The sequence below is a fragment of the Rhizobium sp. G21 genome (assembly GCF_014158035.1).
Classification (GTDB): domain Bacteria; phylum Pseudomonadota; class Alphaproteobacteria; order Rhizobiales; family Rhizobiaceae; genus Rhizobium_E.
On sequence record NZ_JACFXW010000001.1, the window covers coordinates 1,787,284 to 1,805,804 of the forward strand.

Genomic DNA, 18,521 nt, shown 5'->3' on the forward strand with positions numbered 1-18,521 from the left:
GCCAACTCGTCCGCGTCCTTTTCACTTCTAGCGTGATGCGCACTGGCAATTGCCACATGGCATGCACCTCCTGTTCGCAGGCGAGGCTCTCGCCACAGCCGGGGAGCCCATCTCCCACGGTCGCGCCGGCTGGCTCGGCGCTGCTGCTTTCGCCGTGAACGATACATCATTTCACGGAGATAGGTGCGGCTCAAGATAATTCCCGTATATCGCGCATGTCACTTTGCGGTTTGCGTTGTCTGGAGGGTTGGGATTATGACCATCCTGTCCATGCCGGGCGGGGGATAATCCGACTCATGATATTGGAAGCGCTCAATTTTGCTGCGACCTATCCGTTGACGCCGAGGCGGCGGAGACAGGAGATTGCGTCCTCCGTCAGCCTCTGGGCGCGATCCCGGCGGGCGGCGAGGCATTGGCGACCCCATGAGGAGGCCTGCCACCGAGAGGTCGCGGCGATCGTGTCGACATTATCAAAAAGGCGGTCGGTCGCGGTGCTCGGCTCGGGATTGCTGCGCGATGTGCCGATCTTACTGCTCTCGCGGCAGTTCGACCGGGTCTATCTCTACGATCTGCAGCACCTGGCGAGTGTGCGGTTATGGGCGAGGCTTAATCGTCTCGCCGATCTCGACTTCCAAACCCGAGACCTTTCGGGCGTCGAGCAATTGAGAGAGAAGCCGGGCGTTCAGCCGCGCCCCCTCAATTTCCTCAACGACATCCCCGAACTGGATCTGGTGATCTCGGCCAATCTCCTCAGCCAGATCGGCGTCGGCATCGGCCGGATGGCGGCCGCCGATACGACGCTGCCGGGTGATGCGTCTCCCCGTCTGATCGCCGCGCATGTCGAGGGGTTGAAGAGCCTGACATGCCCCAGCCTGCTCTTGACCGACCGGTCCTACGAAGTGCTCGACAAATCCGGAAGGGTGCTGGAGCGCGACGATCTGATGAAGGGCGTGGAGCTTCCGCCTTCGGGCCGAGAATGGTCCTGGACGGTGGCGCCCTATGGCGAATTGTCGCCGGATTATCAGGCGGTGCACCAGGTCGCGTCGATCCGGATTAACGCGTCCTGAGCGGCCAGCCTTCTGGGCGTTCCGACAACACCGTCACGACATCGCCCACGGTCACCCGGCCCTCGGCGCGCGGCACAGCGTTCCAGCCGAACAGCACGCCCGCCACGCGACGGTCGCCAGACATACGGGTGTGGCGCATGGCCGGCATCGGATCGGGTCCGCCGCGCTCGCCGGTCATCTGGTCCTGCGTGGTCATGATGCAGCGGGTGCAGGGTTTGACGAGATCATAGCGGATGCCGGCGATTTCGATCGCTTCCCAAAAATCATCCGCGAATGGCCGTTCGTCTTCGATGACGATATTGGGGCGGAAGCGATCCATGCCGAACCCCGCGCCGCCCCGGCGTTCCGCCTCTTCGGCCAGAGCCTTCAGCGAACCGGTGGTGGCGACGAGAATGGGATAACCATCCGCGAACCCGGTCTCGACGCCCTCGCCCGACCACACGGGATCGCAGACGCGATGGCTGAGCGCGTCGGCGTGCACCAATCGGACGTCGCGGCCGAGCCATCGGCTGATTTCGGCATCGACCTCCGGGGTCGTCAGGCTGGCGTCGAGAGGATCATCCCAAACCCGCACGACCATACGACGATCGGGGTCGAAGACCGCGGTGATCGGCGCCGCCTCACCCTCTTTCTCGAGCGTCAAACGCCCATGCTCCACCCGTGCGGAGACCTGGGCCAGCGCCTGGACTTCGCGTTGGGTCACCAGCGCTCCCTGGGGATCGCAGACCATGTAGCGGCGGTCGCCCGCGAGGCCCCAGGCTGTGACCGCGACCTCGTCCAGGGTGATCGCACGACCGCTCTTCAGGGGATAAACATGCAGCGAGGCGACATTCATGCGTGGATCTCCTCCAGAAACAGATCACGGAACAGGTGCAGCCGGCGATGACGCTCAGTCGCCATCTGTCGGCCCGTTTTCGTCTTGAACCCATCGGCCAGCGTGAAGAGCTTGGCGGGGAAATGATCCAGCGCGAAGGTTTTGTCGTCGAGCCGCCTGTTCTCGCCGCGCGGATCGCCGGAATCATAGAGCTGCGACCCCATGCGGCCGCCAATATAGAACAACCTGGCAACGCCCACCATGCCGATGGCGTCGAGACGATCGGCGTCCTGCAATATCCTGGCTTCCAGCGTTTCCGGCTCTATGGCGGCCGAAAAACTGTGGGCGGCGATCGCGTGAGCGGAAGCGGCGATCCTCGCCTGGTCCCAACCCAGTTCAACGAGAATTCCGCTCGCCTTCTCAGCCGCCAGCCGCGACGCCTGCGCGCGGAGAGGCGAATTTTTCTCCACCGACACGCAATCATGTAAGAGGACGGCAGCGGCGATCAACTCGCCGTCGCCGCCCTCCCCGGCATGTATGCGCATGGCGTTGGCGAAGACGCGGCCGATATGGGCGATGTCATGGGCGCCGTCGTCGCTCGCAACTGCATGCGGCAACAGCGTCGCGGCGAGCGCCTCATGCGGCGCGAAACGGGATGCGGGATCGGTCATCAGGCGGTTTTATCCGTTTCCGCCTGATCCGCAACCGCGTTTTTGAGATCCGATTCCGTGTCCAGCAACGGCGCTGTTTCCGCCGTGTTCTGCAGTCCCCCAATATCGTCTGGTAGAAGCGGCCGATGCCGATCAACACCACGCCCAGGCCGACGAAGGACAGCACGCGGAACAAGCCCTCGAGATTGGCCATGTCGATCAGGAAGACTTTCAGCACCACCACCAACATCAGACCGGCCGATGCGAGACGGATGCTCTTCGCCCTGAAGCGATAGCCGATGACCAGAAGCACCGCGGCGAGAACCAGCCAGACGGCGGAATAGGTGTAGAGTTCGGGCTGCAGAAAACCCTTCCACTCGGAAATGTCGGCTCCGTGATACAGCCGCCGCACCGACAGCGTCACATAGCCGAACAGCAAGGCCGACCCCGTGAGCGCGAGCGCCATTACGTAGTGCAGCGGGCGCCGCGCTCGCGCGTAGTGCGCCGCTGCGCCATAAGCGAAGCCGGGCAGCAGAAAGGCGAGGAAGAGCAGATTGAAGAACGGGATATCGCCCGTCGGCTCGCCGGTGAAATAAGGGTTGAGGCCGAAAAAATGCGCCGAGAGCACCGACAGCATCGAGATGTAACCCACCGCCATCGATCCCGTGCGGAAGACGATGCTGGGCTGGCGCAGGTCGAGCGCCATCAGCGTCGCGGACGCGCCGATGGTCAGCAGCGTATAGATCGCCTGCTCCGAAAGCGTCGGCACGCTGCTGTCGAGAACGCCGCCGTTCATCGCATGGCGGACGAGAACGCCGAGCGTCAGCAGCGCAAACAGGCTGGCCAGCGCTTCGAGAACGCTGCGCAAGCGGATATCCGTGCTCTTCCGCATCATCCAGGCGGAGAGAATGAGCAGCAGCGCCGGGCCGCCGTAACCGATCAGCAGAGCGTTGAAGATCGGCGTCTTGCCGAGTTGGCTCGCGCCGACGATGGTGGGCTGCCAGGCGATGCGACCGGCGACGAAGACAGCTGATGCGGCCATGGCCCAGGGCAGGATGGGCCAAGGCTTGATCCGCTGGCCCAGGAGATAGGCGAAGCCGATCAGCGCAGCCCCCAGCGTGGTCGCGACGCCTTCGGTGAGCATCGCCAGGGCGAAGAGCAGGGACGCCCAGGAAGCGGCCGTCCAGAGATCGCGATTGATGTGATAGCGGTCTTTGCCGGCTGGGTTGCCCAACCTCCAGGCGACGGAGAGATAAAGGACGGCGAGGAAGAGCCCATAAACGCCATGCGACGGATCGAAGGCGTAATTGCCGAGGAAGACGTAACTCAGACCGGCCAGGGACAACGGCGTGATCGCCGCCACGCCGCTCCACAAGACGGATCTCGGCAGGAGACGCTCGCCCAACCGCCAATTGACCGCGCCGCCGATCAACACGAATATCAAACCGAGGCCGAAGGCGAAGCCGACGACCAGATTGGGCTCGAACGGCGCGTGATAGCTCTCACCGGCGGCGTCGATGGTGGTGGAGACGGCGTTTTCCGCCATGGCGCGGATGGCGCCGAACGCGGCGAGCGCAGAGAGGACGACGGCGTAGGCGCCGTATTTTCGTCCCGCGCCGAGAAGAGCCAGCGCCAAAATGAGCGCGGCGGCTACCCATTCGGCGCTGTCATTGCCCATTCCGGCCGACACCATGGCCATGACATTGGCGAGTATTCCGAGCGAGGCGATCAGGATCGCCGCGCCATGGCTGGGGAAGAGATAGAGTTCCCAGGCCGAGCGGTTCACCCTGACGATGTAGGGCTGCGGCGTCTTGGGTCCCGGCCAGACGAAGGCCATGCCGGCGATCATCACCAGCAGGGCGAAACCCGGAGCGACCATCGTTTCCATCGGATAGAAGACCACATGCCCCATGCACCAGAGCGACAGGCCGGCATTGGCGAGCGCCGGGGCGACGCGCCAGTCGCGCATGCGAGAGGCGACGGCGTTGCTGAGCCAGACGATCGCCAGAAAGCCGAACAGGAACCAGGGGCTCGGCGCGTCGCTATCGACCATCGCAGGCGTTGCAAAGGAGGCGAGCAGGCCCAGGCCCGCGAGACCCTGCCCGTGGATCAGCGCCAGAGCGAGTGTGGCGAGAGACACCAAAGCCAACAGGAAAAAGGCGAAACCCGGTCCGACATATATCCATAGACGGCGTGCGCGACAAAAACGGCGCCGAGAAGGGTCAGGGACCCCGCCGCGGTGAGAACGCCGGGGATGAGCGCGTTCTGAAAGGCGCTCTGGACGAGCGGCGTGGTCCGACGCCGAACCCATTCGCTGGCGGCGACCAGCGCGAGGCCGAACAGAGCCGCGAGCGTGAGACGCACCGCCGGGCTCACCAGTCCCTGTTCTATCGAATATTTGACGGCGAAGACGCCTGCGAAGGCGAGCGCCAGGCCGCCCACCCAGACCGACCAGCGACCCGCGAGCCGGCTTTCGAGGCTTTCGCGGGCGGCGGCAGGCGTGACGTTCTGATGCGGTTCAGGCCCGGCTGGCTCTACCGACGTTTCTTCGATGGGCTCTGCCTGAACCGGCGGATCGATGCCGGCGCCGACATTCGTCGCGGCGCTCGTGCGATCGGATGCCTGGGCAGCGTCCTCGGCCTGCGCTTCGTCGGGGATTGCGGTCGGCGGTTGACGAAGCCGCGCAATCTCTTCGCGTAGGGCGGAGATGTCGCGTTCGAATTTGCGATTGAGATCCTTGATCCTGAACATCGCAAGGACCGCGATGAGAAGCCCGGCCAGGGCCATCAATTCCAACATGCCTGTTTCACCCCGAGGCTGGCAAAAGCGCCGACAGCCGTTACAACGGTTGACGACGCCGCTTTATGCGTTCCGGTGTCACAGAGCCGTCATTGATCCGAGGATAATGCTGACGCGGAATTCAACCGGAGAGAGACAATGAACGAGATCATCGGTCAGGACAACACCGCCTTGTCGCAAACGCCCCAGGAGATCCGGGAAGCGCAGGAAGATTACGGCAGCAACTGTTCCGCCAATCCGACGATGGGCGACATCATCCATCGTCGCTTTTCGCGGCGAGGTTTCCTCGGCGGTTCGCTCGCAGTGGCGGCGATCGCCTCCACCGTAAGCCCGCTGGCGCTCGGCGCGGCCTCCGAGGCGCAGGCTGCGTCACCGAGCTTCAACTTCGACGAAGTCGAGGCCGGCGTCGACGAGACCCATCACGTCGCTCGCGGCTATGACGCCGACATCCTGCTGCGCTGGGGCGACAAGCTGTTCGCCGACAGCCCGGAGTTCGACCCGATGGCCCAAACGGCCGCCACTCAGCTTCGCCAGTTCGGCTACAACAACGACTATGTCGGCTTCGTGCCGCTCGACGGCGCCGCCGACCATGGTCTGCTCGTGGTCAATCACGAATACACCAACGCCGAACTGATGTTCCCGAACTTCGCCAAGGTCGGCAAGCAGATGGTCGACGGCAAGGAAGAAGACGCCGTGATCATGGGCGAGTTCACCAAGGAGCTCGTGGATATCGAGATGGCCGCCCATGGCGGCACCGTCGTCGAGATCCGCAAGGTCGACGGCAAATGGCGGCCGGTGCTGGACGGCAAGTACAACCGCCGCATCACCGCCATGACCGAAATGTCGATCTCCGGCCCCGCCGCCGGTCATGACCGCCTGAAGACCAAGGACGATCCGACCGGAACCCGCGTATTCGGCACGATCAACAACTGCGCCGGCGGCGTCACGCCGTGGGGCACCTGGCTGATGGCGGAAGAAAACATCAACGGTTATTTCGGCGGCGAGATGCCGGAAAGCCACCCGGAGCATGCCGCGTTCAAGCGTTACGGCATTCCGGGCGACAATTACAAATGGCATGCTTTCTATGATCGCTTCGACGTCTCCAAGGAGCCGAACGAAGCCAACCGCTTCGGCTGGGTGGTGGAAGTCGATCCGATGGATCCGACCTCGACGCCGGTCAAGCACACCGCGCTCGGCCGCTTCAAGCATGAAGGTTGCGAATCCATCGTCAACAAGGACGGTCGCGTCGTGGTCTATTGCGGCGACGACGAGCGTTTCGACTATGTCTACAAATTCGTGACCGCCGGGAAGTTCAACCCGGACGACCGCGCCGCCAACATGAAGCTGCTCGACGAGGGCACGCTCTATGTGGCGAAGTTCCATGAGGACGGCGTGGTGGAATGGCTGCCGCTCATTCACGGCCAGGGCCCTCTCACCGAAGCGAACGGCTTCCGCTCGCAGGCCGACGTCGTCATCAATGCCCGCCTCGCCGGCGACGCGCTGGGCGCGACCAAGATGGACCGCCCCGAAGACGTGCAGCCCAATCCGAAGACCGGCAAGGTCTATTGCATGCTGACCAACAATTCCAAGCGCAAGGACGAGCAGGTCGACGCCGCCAATCCCCGCGGCAAGAACAAGTTCGGCCACATCATCGAGATCACCGAAACCGACGGCGATTTCGCCTCGACCAAGTCGACCTGGGAAGTGCTGCTGAAATGCGGCGACCCCTCGGTGGCGGACGTCGGCGCCTCCTTCTCGACAGCCACCACGGCGAATGGCTGGTTCGGCATGCCCGACAATTGCGCCATCGACGTCGACGGCCGTCTCTGGGTCGCCACCGACGGCAACAACAAGAAGGACACCGGCCGCACCGACGGCGTCTGGGCGGTGGAAACGGAGGGACCGATGCGCGGCACCTCCAAGCTGTTCTTCCGCGTGCCGGTGGGCGCCGAAATGTGCGGACCCTGCTTCAACCCGACGTCGGACACGTTCTTCGTCGCGGTTCAGCATCCCGGCGACGCCGGCCTTCCGACCTTCGAAACGCCCGCCACCCGTTGGCCCGATTTCAAGGACGGCATGCCCCCGCGTCCGTCGGTGGTCGCCATCACCAAGCAGGGCGGCGGCAAGATCGCCTGACCGCCGACATATCTGACGCCGCCTTTCGGGGCGGCGTCACCCCGATCGAGCGCCGAAGGCAGCTCGGCGAGCAGGGATTGCACGAAGCCGTCGCGCGCCGAAACCGGCTCCAACCCGCGCGGCTCATAGACATGGCGATGCAGGAAGAACTGCGTCATGCGGAGAGCCTCGATCAGCCCGTCGCGATCGGCCGCGCGCTTCGACTGGGCCTTGAGAAATTCCGGCAGGCGAAACAGCCGATCGGCATAAGGCAGGCCCGCGTCACGGCAAACAGCCCGTCCCGATTTCGGCGAGACGAAATCGAGCTCTTCGCGCAACCCCGTGGCGGCGCATTGCGACAGATCCAGTCCGAAACCGAGATCCTCCAGCACTGCCAATTCGAAACGAACATAGAGTTCGCCGGCCTCCGCCGCCGCGCCGAGATGATCGAGCGTGATGTTGAGCATGTCGTAGAGATGCGGATGCGGATCGCGCTCCGGAAGAAGTCGCAGCAGCGCGCCGATGGCCTGCACCCCGTTGAGGCTGATCGCGTTTTCCATCAGCTGAGCGGCGCGGAAATTGAGCGGCTCCATCAAGAAATGGCCGATATGCTCTTCCAGTCTGGCGCGCCACGTCGCCTCGACGAGATTGCCCGGCTGCAGCAGCGGCTGCATGTTGCGCGAGCGGCCATTGCGCAACACGCCGAGATGGCGACCGCGCGTCCGCGTCATCACCTCGGCGATGACGGAGCCCTCGCCGTGACGCTTGACGCCGAGGATGACGGCTTCATCCGTCCATTGCATGGAGCGACCGTTTCTCTTCGGCGGCGTCGCGGCGCCAGCACCCGTCCATATGATCGTTGACCAGGCCCATGGCCTGCATGAAGGCGTAGATGGTGGTGGGGCCAACGAAACTCCAGCCGCGCTTTTTCAGATCCTTGGAGAGACGAATGGAGGTCGGCGAGGTCGGATTGGCGCGAGCCCATTCGAGCGTCATGATGTCGGGGCGTTCGCTTTCGGGCGGAACAAAGCTCCAGAAATAGGCAGACAGCGAGCCGAATTCGGCCTTCAGGTCCAGCGCGCGGCGGGCATTGTTGATGGCGGAAACGATCTTGCCGCGATGGCGCACGATGCCGGCGTCCGCCAGCAGTCGTTCGATATCGGCCTCGTCGAAAGCTGCCATGCGCTCGGGCTCGAAATTGGCGAAGGCGGCGCGGAAATTGTCGCGCTTGCGCAGGATGGTCAGCCAGGACAGTCCCGACTGGAAGCCTTCGAGACAGATTTTCTCGAACAGCCGCCGGTCATCGCGCACGGGATAGCCCCATTCCTCGTCATGGTAGCGCATATAGTCGTCGAGGCCGCCGCACCAGCTGCATCGATGCCGGCCATCCTCGCCTTCGATCAGGCCCGCGCCCGCCATATCCGCCTCCGAATCCGTTGTTTCCGCCTGTTTAGCATTGCCTAACCATGTTTCAAAACCCGGCGCTAACCCTGACGAAAGGTTTCCCGCTTCGGTCGAATTGGAATGAACGGGCGTTAACCATTCGCTTGCCGGGCGCGCGGATGGTGAAGCTTCTTTCGTCAAACCTTTCCGCGAGTCGCGTTCATGACCAGATCGAGATTGCTTCTGACACTTGCCCTTTCCCTCGTCTCCTCCACGGCGCTGGCGGATGATCGGTATAAGGTGGTGCGCCCCGTCATCATCGAATCCGGCATCGCCGGCCAGTGGATGATGCAACTCGGCGGCCCCGTGCGCGGCCAAGTGGTGCGGCGGGTGCAACAGGGCCAGCCGATGCGCATGACCAAACCGCGTCGCCTGAAGCAACACATGGCGGTCGAACCGCAGGCGCAGATACAGCAGGCCGCCTATCACCCGGACCGCCCGGCCGTGAACGCCATCGAGCCGCAATTCCTGCCGCAGATGGTCGCCTACGAGACCAAGCACAAACCGGGCACGATCATCATCGACACCAACAACCGCTTTCTCTACCTTATCGCGAGTGATGGCCAGGCGCGTCGCTATGGGGTCGGCGTCGGCAAGCCGGGCTTCGAATGGGCGGGCGAACACAAGATCACCCGCAAGGCGGAATGGCCGACATGGCATCCGCCCAAGGAAATGATCGAGCGCGAGGCGGTGAAGGGGCATTATCTGCCTGCCAGCATGGAGGGCGGCGAAGCCAATCCACTCGGCGCCCGGGCGATGTATCTGGGCTCGACCCTCTATCGCATCCATGGCACCAATGCGCCCTGGACGATCGGTTACGCCGTGTCTTCCGGCTGCATCCGCATGCGCAACGAAGACGTGGTCGATCTCTATGAGCGTGTGAAGGTCGGCACGCGGGTCATCGTCATGTGATCTGCGCTTCACGGCATCGTGAAGCCGCGCTGGGCAACCGAACGCGGCCGCAACGCTTGAATTTACCGCGACAACAGGTAGTTTCTCAACAAATTCTAAACTTCGGGGAGTTTCGATGGACTTCAAGACCTTTACCGCCGCCGCTATGGGCGTGGCGATGTCCGCTTTTCTCGCCGCAGGCGCGGCTCAGGCCTTTACGCCGATCCAGAGCGTCCAGCCGGCGCGGGCGGCGAACGACGTGCATCTGGTGGCCGTACAGAAGCAGCCGGCGCAGAAATTCCAGCGCCGCGTCGTCAAGCTCGACACCAATGAAAAACCGGGCACGATCATCATCGACACCAACAACAAGTTCCTCTACCTCGTCGAAAGCAAGGGCAAGGCGACGCGCTACGGCATCGGCGTCGGCCGAGAAGGCTTCGGCTGGTCGGGCGTCGTCAAGGTACAGCGCAAGGCGGAATGGCCGCGCTGGGTGCCGCCGAAGGAAATGATCGCGCGAGAGCGCAAGAAGGGCCATATCCTGCCGGAATTCCAGGAAGGCGGCATCGACAATCCGCTCGGCGCGCGCGCGCTTTATCTCTACAAGGGCAAGTCTGACACCGGCTTCCGCATCCACGGCACCAACCAGCCCTGGACGATCGGCCTCAATATGTCCTCGGGCTGCATCCGCATGATGAACAAGGATGTCGAACATCTCTATTCGCGCGCATCCATCGGCACGAAAGTCATCGTCGTCGGCCCCGGCAACAAGCAGGGCAAAGTGCAGTTCGCCGACAAGGGCGTCGATCATTTCCGCCAACTCTTTGCAGCCTTCGGCGGCTGAGCCTTAGCCTTAAACCATTTCAAACCCGTCACGCTCAGCCGAGCGCGGCGGGTTTTTCGCCGCCATAGGCCCAGTTCAACAGTTCCACCGTGGACAACAGGCGCGCCGGCGGCGTCGGCGATCTGGGTGATGCAGCCGAGATTGCCGGCAGCGATCACGTCGGGCTTGACGGCCTTGAGATTGCGGACCTTGCGCTCCTTCAGCGCCGCCGAAATCTCCGGCTGTAGCATGTTGTAGGTTCCGGCCGAACCGCAGCAGAGATGGCCCTCCGCGGGATCGGCGATGGTAAACCCCGCCTTACGCAGGAGCGCCTTGGGCTGCAGCGTGATCTTCTGGCCGTGCTGGAGCGAACAGGCGGCATGATAGGAGACGCGGGTTCCGCGTGTGTCGAGTTCCGGCAGGTCGAGGAGTTCGAGCATCTCGGTGACGTCGCGCGCGATCGAGGCGACACGGCTCGCCTTGTCGGCATAGGCAGGGTCGGACTTCAGCATATGACCGTAATCCTTGATGGTCGTACCGCAGCCCGAGCCGGTGATCACGATCGCGTCCAGTCCCTCGCCGTCCATTTCAGTGATCCAGGCGTCGATATTGCGGCGCGCCGAGGCGAGAGCCGGCTCCTCATGGCCCATATGGTGGCGGAGCGAGCCACAGCACCCCTCGCCTTTCGCCAGCACGACCTCGACGCCGAAACGGGTCATCAATTCGATCGCCGCCTTGTTGATGCCGGGATCCATCACCGACTGGACGCAGCCGGTCAAAAGCGCGACCCGCTTCCGCTTCTCGCCTTCAGCTGCAAATCGTCCCGGCACCGCGTAAGGTGACGGCGCGGGAAGACGGGCGGGCGCAAGATCGAGCATCGCCCCGAACGGGCGCAGGGCCGGAACGCGCTTCATCACGCCTGCGAAGGGTTTCGCGAGTTTCGCCGCCGTCATGGCGCTGCGGAACAACCGCGGCGACGGCATGACGATGGCCAGCAGCGCGCGCTGCAATCGCGTCATCAGCGGGCGCTTATAGGTTGTCTCGACATGCACGCGCGCATGGTCGATGAGATGCATGTAATCCACGCCTGACGGACAGGTGGTGGTGCAGGCGAGGCAGGAGAGGCAGCGATCGACATGGGTCGCCACCGTCTCGTCGGCCGACCGGTCATTTTCCAGCATGTCCTTGATGAGATAGATGCGTCCGCGCGGGCTGTCGAGTTCGTTGCCGAGCGTCACATAGGTCGGGCAGGTGGCGGTGCAGAAGCCGCAATGCACGCATTTGCGCAGAATCGCCTCGGCCTCGGCCGTCTTGGCATCGGCGAGTTGGGCGAGGGAGAAATTGGTCTGCATCAGGCGGCCCTCGCGCTTGCGGCTGGGCCGGTCATGCGGCCGGGATTGAACAGGCCCATGGGATCGAAGCTCGCCCGCACGCGCTCGGTGAGAGCAGCGAGCGCCGGCGGCTGCGGCTCGAAGACTGGGATTGCATCTCGCTGGGCGTCTGTCGCCCGCATCAGCGTCGCATGTCCGCCGCCGAAATGCTGGATGCCGGCGCGCAGCAGTTCGGCTTCGGGCTCGGCTTCCATTCTCAGCCAGACGAGACCGCCCTGCCAATCGTAATAACCGTCGACGCCGGTCTGCATGCGCAGCATCGACAACAGCTTTTCTCCGGCCATGGGCGCCACGGAGACTTTCCAGACCGGACGCGTCGATCCATCGGCATGGAAGGGTTTGACGTCGCGGATCTCGCGCCAGAGCGTTTCGCTCTGTTCAAGATCCAGTTCGGCTAAGGGACAGAGGCCCGCGAAAGCCGATTTCAGCTTTGCCATTCGCTCGCCGACGGAGAAAGCCAGTCCTTCAAGGCGGAACGCCACCGCCGCGCCTTCCGGAAGCGCGCCAGCCAAAAACCTGTTTTTGCAGCTTTCCGGAAGGTAAGCCGCGCCTGAAATTTCGAGCGGCAGAGCCATGGCTTTTGCCATGGCGGCGGAGGCGGCTTCGTCATCGAGGCCGGACAGAACCAGGCTTGCGCTCGTTTCAGGACGCGGCAACACTTTGAAGGTCAGTTCGGTCATCAGCCCGAGCGTGCCGAAGGAGCCGGACATCAGCTTGACGAGATCGAGGCCAGTGACATTCTTCATCACACGCCCACCGGCCTGGACGGTCTCGCCGCGGCCGTTGACCATGCGAAGGCCGAGCAGATGATCGCGCGCAGCGCCCGACTGAAACCGCCGTGGTCCCGAGAGATTGCAAGCGAACAGGCCGCCGATGCTCGGCTCTCCCGTCGCCCCCAGAAGCGCCCGGTAATCCGGCGGCTCGAAGGCGAGCATCTGGCCTTTGTCCGCCAGCGCCGCCTCGATCTCGGCAAGCGGCGTTCCCGCCTTGGCGGTCATCACCATCTCGGCGGGATTGTAGGAGACGATGCCGGTCATGCCGCGCATGGAGAGCGTCGCGCCCGCATGGATTCGATGGCCTATGCCGCGCTTGGTGGCGCCGCCGGTGATTTCCAGCGTCGTCTTGCCGGAGAGGCAGGCGCGGACCATCTCGACGCATTCGATTTCGTGGCGAGGGTCAAGGCGCATCATCGCTGGCGTCCTTCGAGCGGGAACACTTTGGAGGGGTTCATCAGCCATTGCGGATCGAAGGCGTCGCGCGTGCGCATCTGCTGGATCAGATCGGCCTCGGCATATTGATGGCGCATCAGGTCGCGCTTTTCGACGCCGACGCCATGCTCGCCGGTCAGGCAGCCGCCGTGATCGACGCAGAGCCGGAGAATGTCATTGCCGGCGGCTTCGGCTTTGGCCGCCTCTTCGGGGTCGTTGATGTTGTAGAGGATTAGCGGATGCATATTGCCGTCGCCGGCATGGAAGACATTGGCGACGCGCAGGCCGTAGCGGGCGCAGATCTCATAGGTGCCCTTGAGCACATTGGTGAGTTCCGACAGCGGCACGGTGCCGTCCATGCAGATATAGTCGGCGATGCGGCCGGTGGCGCCGAAAGCGGATTTGCGGCCTTTCCAGATGGCGGCGGCCTCCATGGCCGACTGGCATTCCTTGACGGTCTTGACGCCGTGGCGGCGGGCTATGTCGATGATGCTTTTCAGCATGGCGTCCATCTCGGTCTCGGAGCCCTCGACCTCGACGATCAGCAGCGCCTCGACATCCATGGGATAGCCCGCCTTGGCGAAGGCTTCGCAGATTTCGATGGCCGGCTTGTCCATGAATTCGATCGCGACGGGGATGACGCCCGCGCCGATGATGTCGGAGACGCAGGCCGTCGCCTCCTCCGCGCTCGGAAAGCCGAACAGCACAGGACGCGCCCCTTCGGGCTTGGCCAGCAGCCGCACGGTGGCTTCGGTGACGACGCCCACCTGCCCCTCCGACCCGCAGACCAGGCCGAGGAGATCCAGACCGCCGGCATCCAGCGCCTTGCCGCCGAGTTCGATGACGGTCCCGTCGAACAGCACCAGCCTGACGCCGAGAAGATTGTTGGTGGTGACGCCATATTTCAGGCAATGGGCGCCGCCGGAATTCATGCCGATATTGCCGCCGATGGTGCAGGCGAGTTGCGAACTCGGATCGGGGGCATAGAAAAAGCCGTTGCCGCCAACCGCATCGGAAATCGACAGATTTGTGACGCCGGCCTGCACGCGGGCGCAGCGGTTGGGCAGGTCGATTTCGAGAATGCGGTTCATGCGGGTGAGCGCCACGACCACCGCATCCTGCTGTGGAATGGCGCCGCCCGACAGCGAGGTTCCCGCCCCGCGGGGCACGACCGGCACGGAATAGCGGGCGCAATATTTCATCAGCGCCGCGACATCCTCCGTCGTCCGCGGCAGGGCCACCGCGAGCGGCAGATTGCGGCAGGCGATGAAGCCGTCGGTTTCGAACGGAGTCAGCTCGCGCGGATCGGAGAGGATGCAATCCTTGCCGATGAGATCCTTGAGATCTGCGACGATCATGTCGCGCTTGGACAGCACCGCCGTGTCAGGCGGCAGGAATGCGAGCGATGTCATGGTCGGACCTCCCCTTGTTGCGCCAGTGTCCCGATCCGGCTCTGCGCGTCAACTGCTTCATCGTCGCAATCGACCAGACCATGGTCCAATCCACGACAATGCTCTCTTGCCTCAACTGGAAACAATCGGCTTAAACTATGGCCGACTTGGGGAGAAAGCGATGACCAATCTCAGCGATCTCGAAATCTTCACGCGCGTCGTCGCCTCCGGCTCGATGTCGGAGGCGGCCCGTGAGCTCGGCTTGCAGACGCCGATCATTTCCAAGCGCATCAAGCGGCTGGAGGAACGGCTGGGCGCGCGCCTGTTTCACCGCACCACGCGTCAGATTTCGCTGACGGAGGCGGGAGAAGGATTTCACGAGAGGGTGCTGGCGGCGCTGGCGGGCCTCGAAGACGCGGAAGCCTTTCTCGCCGGACGGTCGAGCGCGGTGACCGGACGCCTGCGTGTTTCCGCGCCGACCTCCTTCGGCCGCATGCATATCGCGCCCTATCTTACCCGCTTCTTTTTGCTCTATCCCGATGTCGAGGTGCAACTGACGCTGACCGACGCTTTCCAGGATCTCGTCGCCGAGGGTTTCGATATCGCCATCCGCATCGGCGAATTGCCGAGTTCCAGCCTGGTGGCACGCAAGCTCGCGGCTGTCAGGCGCATCCTCTGCGCGACGCCAGACTACATCGCCGGCCACGGCGCTCCCGCGGCGATCGAGGATCTGGAAACGCATGTCTGCATCCCCGCCCACAACAACGCCTATTGGCATCTGAGCGGACCGGATGGGCCGGTGGCGCTCAGGCCCGTCGGGCCTTTGTCAACGAACTCCAGTGAAGTGGTGCGCGAGGCGGTTCTGTCGGGCCTGGGAATCGCCTTCAGATCCACCTGGGATATCGGGCCGGATTTGCGCTCCGGCAGACTTGTTCAGGTCTTGCCGGATTGGGAGGGATCGTCGGATGTCGGCCTCTACGCCGTCTACCCTTCTCGCCAATATCTGCCGGCCAAGGTCCGCGCCTTCATCGATTTTCTCGCGGATCTCTACGGTCCGCAGCCCTACTGGGACAGATCCTCGCTATAGAGTCGCGCGTCGCTCAACAGCCGCCAATAGCCGTATTTGCGGGCATGCTTGGTCTCCAGCCCCTCCATGAAATCGTCATGGCTGACGATCGGCGCGTCAGGCGGAAGCTTTTCGTCGAATGCATCGAGGCTGAGCGTCCACATGGCGGCGTCGGCATAGGAATCCATCAGCGAACGATCGAGTACGCTGGTGATGAGCGCCCGGTAAAGCACGGTGGCGGCCAAAGGCGAGCTTTCGCCGAGCTGTTCGGCGGCCGGTTCGAGCGCGCGCTCGCGCCGCCCGTCCCAGGCGCTCCTGTGGCGCAGCACATGCTGTTCCGCCAGATCCAATCGCGGCCAGTCGAGATAGAAGCGCAGCGCCTCGTAGATGCGGTCGCTGGACGCCACGAGTTTCAAAGCCCTGTCCATCTCGTCGAATTCGTCGAAGTCGTCGAGCTTGGCGATGTGCCGACGCAGCATGTCGGCGTCGAAGCTTTCTAGGAAGAATTTCCATCGCGCCTCGCGCGCTTCGTCCTTGCGCTTGAGGCCATCGAGAATGTCGGCTTCCAGCAGACGCAGCTCGCGCAATTGATGATTGCCGGCCACCTGATGGAATTCGCCGTCGGAATAGATCAGCCTCGGACCCTTGATGATCTTGCGCGCCCAGGTCAGCGCCTCCTCGTGGCGCTTGGCCTCATGCAGTAACAGAGCCGTGCCGTAGGGGTCCTGATAGCGCTCCGGCTTTACCGCCTCCAACCGGATATAGCTATCGGCGTCGCGGCGAGCGCGGTAGAGTTGTTGGAGCAGGCGCGGGAGCATGAGGCCGGGCTCCTTGCCCGACATGCTCTTGAGCAGCAGTTGTTCCCAAGCGTCGGAGGCGGGACGCGACAGACCGACCAAAATGGCTTCGAATAGACCGGCGCGTTCGTGATACCGGTCTCGCTTGCGCTCCTGCTCGATCAGCGGAACCAGCGCGACCTGGTCTCTCTCTGGCAAGCCCAGCACGAGATCGCGCGCCGCCGTCTCCGCTTCCGCGATGATCTTCATCAGCCGCACGCTGTCGGACCTGAGCCGTCGCTCGATGCTGACGCGCAAACCCATGATGCGGAACATGCGTTCGGACGCCGCTCTCGGATCGAGCGCGGCGAGCTCGGATTGGACATTGCGGATGAGGCCGGCGATCTCGACGCCGAGATCCTTGGCGCGGGCGCTGTTGATGGATGTTTTGGCCGTTTCCAGCGCCGTCAGGCGCTTGTCGATCAGCGCGGCGATCTCCTCCGGACCCGATGTGCCGGCCAGCGCCGCCTGAAGCCGCGCTTTCAGCGCCTTGTTGGAGCCCGCTTCCTCGAGAAGAATATCGACGAGTTTGTCGATGCCGAGGCTGGAAAGCCCTTTTTGTCCAGCTTCGCCTTCGCCTGTCGCGCCATGCGTCTCGCCTATTCGTCACCGTGTTTCGATCGGATACGCCGCACCATGAGCCATACGGCGAGAATGGCGACGGGCGCAAACAGGCCAGTCAGCACGCTCGCATCGATGGGCACGAGATCATGCCCGAGCGCCTTGGCGACGTAACCGAAGAGGCCGACGATATAATAGGAGATGGCCGCGACCGAAAGCCCTTCGACGGTCTGCTGCAATCGCAGCTGCAATTCCGCCCGCCGGTTCATCGCCGAAAGGAGGTCTGCGTTCTGCCGCTCGAGTTCGACATCGATCCAGGAGCGCACGAGGCCGGTGGCGCGGGAGAGCTTGCGCGACAGGTTGGCCTGTCGCTCCTCGACCGACTGGCAGGTGCGCATGGCGGGCGCCAGGCGGCGTTCGAGGAAAAAGCCGAGCGTTTCGGAGCCGGGCGTGGACGTTTCGGCCAGCATGCGGATGCGTTCCTGCACGATGCCGTAATAGGCGCGCGACGCGCCGAAGCGATAAAGAGACAGCGCGGCATTGGCTTCGAGATCGGCGGCGAGCTTGGTGATTTCGCCGAGCGCGGCGTCGGAGCCCGCGCCTGCGCCGGATTTCATGGTCTGCGTGACGGCAGTCAGTCCGTCCTCGATGCGGCGGATTTCCGGCGATAAAGTCTGGGCGAGCGGCAGGCCGAGCATGGCGAGCGTGCGGTAGGTCTCTATGTCGAGAAGGCGCTGGGCGAGCGCGCCGACGCCGGCGCGGGTGAGGCCGCGATCGACCAGTAGGATCATCGTCAGGCCATCGCCGTTCTGGCGGAAATCGGTATAGATCGCCGCCTGCCCGGTCTTGACCTCGCTGTGGCAGAGGCTCGCAGGATCGAAGCTGGCGATGGCCGCATCCGTCTCCGGCCCTTCAGGACGGATTTCCAGCCGGATGCCGGAGATGAGCGAGCCGGGCGGGCGAAAGCCGTCGCCGAAAGGATGGCCGATGATGTCGCCGCCGAACTTGTCCGGCAGCGGCCCGTCCCAGAACCAAGTCGAAAATTCCGTATGCTGTTCCCAGCGCAGCGTGCCCGGCCCCCAGGGCATGGCATGGTGACGCGCGTCGCGGCCGGGCGGCGACAGCCCTCGCTGGCGGGAGAGATCGGCCATAACGGCGTGATCGACGCCGGAACCGCCGTCCAGCATGAAGGCCAGTTGCACAATGACGCGTGGCGACGGCACGAGCACATAGGGCCGGGCGTGAATCTCGCCCAGCGCCCGCGCCCTGTCCGGCGCCTGTGGAAAGGTGAACGCCCCGCTGCCCATCCCATGTCTCCCCTGTCTGGCGATCCTCCTCCGCCGTCATGCGCTTTGTCAATCGCCGGACGCCGAATGCGACAATCCGACAATCGAGCCAGCGATAATTGGATAATTTATTTGACCACTTGACCACAGAACTGTTACCGCAAGCTCGACAAGGGAATTGAC

The 18,521-nt window shown here is 63.7% G+C and carries 14 protein-coding genes and 2 pseudogenes; 5 read left to right on the forward strand and 11 right to left on the reverse strand.

Going from position 1 to position 18,521, the window contains the following annotated elements:
- Nucleotides 1-458 precede the first annotated feature (458 nt).
- Nucleotides 459-1,067 carry a hypothetical protein gene (locus H2O14_RS09140; RefSeq protein ID WP_246697336.1) on the forward strand — a complete coding sequence of 203 codons (609 nt, stop codon included), beginning with the start codon at nt 459-461 and terminating at the stop codon, nt 1,065-1,067.
- Here H2O14_RS09140 and H2O14_RS09145 read toward each other — a convergent pair.
- From H2O14_RS09145 to H2O14_RS27310, 4 genes are read right to left on the reverse strand one after another with little or no spacing between them, the layout of a single operon-like run.
- A complete protein-coding gene (locus H2O14_RS09145; protein ID WP_182827402.1) occupies nt 1,054-1,902 on the reverse strand; it encodes an MOSC domain-containing protein in 849 nt (282 codons plus the stop codon). The genes H2O14_RS09140 and H2O14_RS09145 overlap by 14 nt on opposite strands.
- Nucleotides 1,899-2,552: an HD domain-containing protein gene (locus tag H2O14_RS09150; protein WP_182827403.1), complete on the reverse strand. Its 654-nt coding sequence runs from the start codon at nt 2,550-2,552 to the stop codon at nt 1,899-1,901. The genes H2O14_RS09145 and H2O14_RS09150 overlap by 4 nt, the downstream gene beginning before the upstream one ends.
- The gene (locus tag H2O14_RS09155) at nt 2,518-4,671 is read right to left on the reverse strand and encodes a DUF2339 domain-containing protein (protein WP_312858580.1); all 2,154 of its coding nucleotides are present in this window, start codon (nt 4,669-4,671) and stop codon (nt 2,518-2,520) included. Before H2O14_RS09155 ends, H2O14_RS09150 begins: the two co-directional genes overlap by 35 nt.
- Nucleotides 4,641-5,330 carry a DUF2339 domain-containing protein gene (locus H2O14_RS27310; protein ID WP_246697338.1) on the reverse strand — a complete coding sequence of 230 codons (690 nt, stop codon included), beginning with the start codon at nt 5,328-5,330 and terminating at the stop codon, nt 4,641-4,643. The genes H2O14_RS09155 and H2O14_RS27310 overlap by 31 nt, the downstream gene beginning before the upstream one ends.
- 138 nt (nt 5,331-5,468) lie before the next feature.
- Here H2O14_RS27310 and H2O14_RS09160 point away from each other — a divergent pair, with 138 nt between their 5' ends.
- Nucleotides 5,469-7,466 (forward strand): PhoX family phosphatase, encoded by a 1,998-nt coding sequence (locus H2O14_RS09160; RefSeq protein ID WP_182827404.1) that lies wholly within the window; start codon nt 5,469-5,471, stop codon nt 7,464-7,466.
- Between the two features lie 50 nt (nt 7,467-7,516).
- Here the strand turns inward: H2O14_RS09160 and recO are convergent.
- Nucleotides 7,517-8,248, reverse strand: a pseudogene (gene recO, locus H2O14_RS09165) (DNA repair protein RecO); the annotation flags it as partial.
- A complete protein-coding gene (locus H2O14_RS09170; RefSeq protein WP_182827405.1) occupies nt 8,232-8,864 on the reverse strand; it encodes a DNA-3-methyladenine glycosylase I in 633 nt (210 codons plus the stop codon). The pseudogene recO and the gene H2O14_RS09170, both read right to left, overlap by 17 nt.
- 186 nt (nt 8,865-9,050) lie before the next feature.
- On the opposite strand from H2O14_RS09170, the gene H2O14_RS09175 reads away from it, so the two are divergent.
- Both H2O14_RS09175 and H2O14_RS09180 read left to right on the forward strand, forming a co-directional pair.
- A complete protein-coding gene (locus H2O14_RS09175; protein ID WP_182827406.1) occupies nt 9,051-9,800 on the forward strand; it encodes a L,D-transpeptidase in 750 nt (249 codons plus the stop codon).
- A gap of 115 nt (nt 9,801-9,915) precedes the next feature.
- Nucleotides 9,916-10,620 (forward strand): L,D-transpeptidase, encoded by a 705-nt coding sequence (locus H2O14_RS09180; protein ID WP_182827407.1) that lies wholly within the window; start codon nt 9,916-9,918, stop codon nt 10,618-10,620.
- Nucleotides 10,621-10,654: 34 nt separating this feature from the next.
- On the opposite strand, the pseudogene glcF reads toward H2O14_RS09180, so the two are convergent.
- From glcF to H2O14_RS09195, 3 genes and pseudogenes are all read right to left on the reverse strand, one after another.
- Nucleotides 10,655-11,951, reverse strand: a pseudogene (gene glcF / locus H2O14_RS09185) (glycolate oxidase subunit GlcF).
- Complete coding sequence (glcE, locus tag H2O14_RS09190; protein ID WP_182827408.1) at nt 11,951-13,180, reverse strand: glycolate oxidase subunit GlcE; 1,230 nt, start codon at nt 13,178-13,180, stop codon at nt 11,951-11,953. Before glcE ends, glcF begins: the two are co-directional and overlap by 1 nt.
- Nucleotides 13,177-14,610: an FAD-binding oxidoreductase gene (locus H2O14_RS09195; protein WP_182827409.1), complete on the reverse strand. Its 1,434-nt coding sequence runs from the start codon at nt 14,608-14,610 to the stop codon at nt 13,177-13,179. The genes glcE and H2O14_RS09195 overlap by 4 nt, the downstream gene beginning before the upstream one ends.
- Before the next feature lie 160 nt (nt 14,611-14,770).
- Here H2O14_RS09195 and H2O14_RS09200 point away from each other — a divergent pair, with 160 nt between their 5' ends.
- A complete protein-coding gene (locus H2O14_RS09200) occupies nt 14,771-15,676 on the forward strand; it encodes a LysR family transcriptional regulator (protein WP_182827410.1) in 906 nt (301 codons plus the stop codon).
- Here H2O14_RS09200 and H2O14_RS09205 read toward each other — a convergent pair.
- Both H2O14_RS09205 and H2O14_RS09215 read right to left on the reverse strand, forming a co-directional pair.
- A complete protein-coding gene (locus H2O14_RS09205) occupies nt 15,652-17,094 on the reverse strand; it encodes a DUF6880 family protein (RefSeq protein ID WP_409526947.1) in 1,443 nt (480 codons plus the stop codon). The genes H2O14_RS09200 and H2O14_RS09205 overlap by 25 nt on opposite strands.
- Nucleotides 17,091-18,359 (reverse strand): DUF3422 family protein, encoded by a 1,269-nt coding sequence (locus H2O14_RS09215; protein WP_182827413.1) that lies wholly within the window; start codon nt 18,357-18,359, stop codon nt 17,091-17,093. Before H2O14_RS09215 ends, H2O14_RS09205 begins: the two co-directional genes overlap by 4 nt.
- Between the last annotated feature and the right edge of the window lie 162 nt (nt 18,360-18,521).

What these genes read in the sequence shown, in the direction of transcription:
- H2O14_RS09145 (WP_182827402.1), bottom strand. Translation starts at nt 1,902, where the DNA reads ATGAATGTCGCCTCGCTGCATGTTTATCCCCTGAAGAGCGGTCGTGCG.
- H2O14_RS09150 (WP_182827403.1), bottom strand. Translation starts at nt 2,552, where the DNA reads ATGACCGATCCCGCATCCCGTTTCGCGCCGCATGAGGCGCTCGCCGCG.
- H2O14_RS09200 (WP_182827410.1), top strand. Translation starts at nt 14,771, where the DNA reads ATGACCAATCTCAGCGATCTCGAAATCTTCACGCGCGTCGTCGCCTCC.
- H2O14_RS09160 (WP_182827404.1), top strand. Translation starts at nt 5,469, where the DNA reads ATGAACGAGATCATCGGTCAGGACAACACCGCCTTGTCGCAAACGCCC.
- H2O14_RS09195 (WP_182827409.1), bottom strand. Translation starts at nt 14,610, where the DNA reads ATGACATCGCTCGCATTCCTGCCGCCTGACACGGCGGTGCTGTCCAAG.
- H2O14_RS09215 (WP_182827413.1), bottom strand. Translation starts at nt 18,359, where the DNA reads ATGGGCAGCGGGGCGTTCACCTTTCCACAGGCGCCGGACAGGGCGCGG.
- glcE (WP_182827408.1), bottom strand. Translation starts at nt 13,180, where the DNA reads ATGATGCGCCTTGACCCTCGCCACGAAATCGAATGCGTCGAGATGGTC.
- H2O14_RS09170 (WP_182827405.1), bottom strand. Translation starts at nt 8,864, where the DNA reads ATGGCGGGCGCGGGCCTGATCGAAGGCGAGGATGGCCGGCATCGATGC.
- H2O14_RS27310 (WP_246697338.1), bottom strand. Translation starts at nt 5,330, where the DNA reads ATGTTGGAATTGATGGCCCTGGCCGGGCTTCTCATCGCGGTCCTTGCG.
- H2O14_RS09180 (WP_182827407.1), top strand. Translation starts at nt 9,916, where the DNA reads ATGGACTTCAAGACCTTTACCGCCGCCGCTATGGGCGTGGCGATGTCC.
- H2O14_RS09175 (WP_182827406.1), top strand. Translation starts at nt 9,051, where the DNA reads ATGACCAGATCGAGATTGCTTCTGACACTTGCCCTTTCCCTCGTCTCC.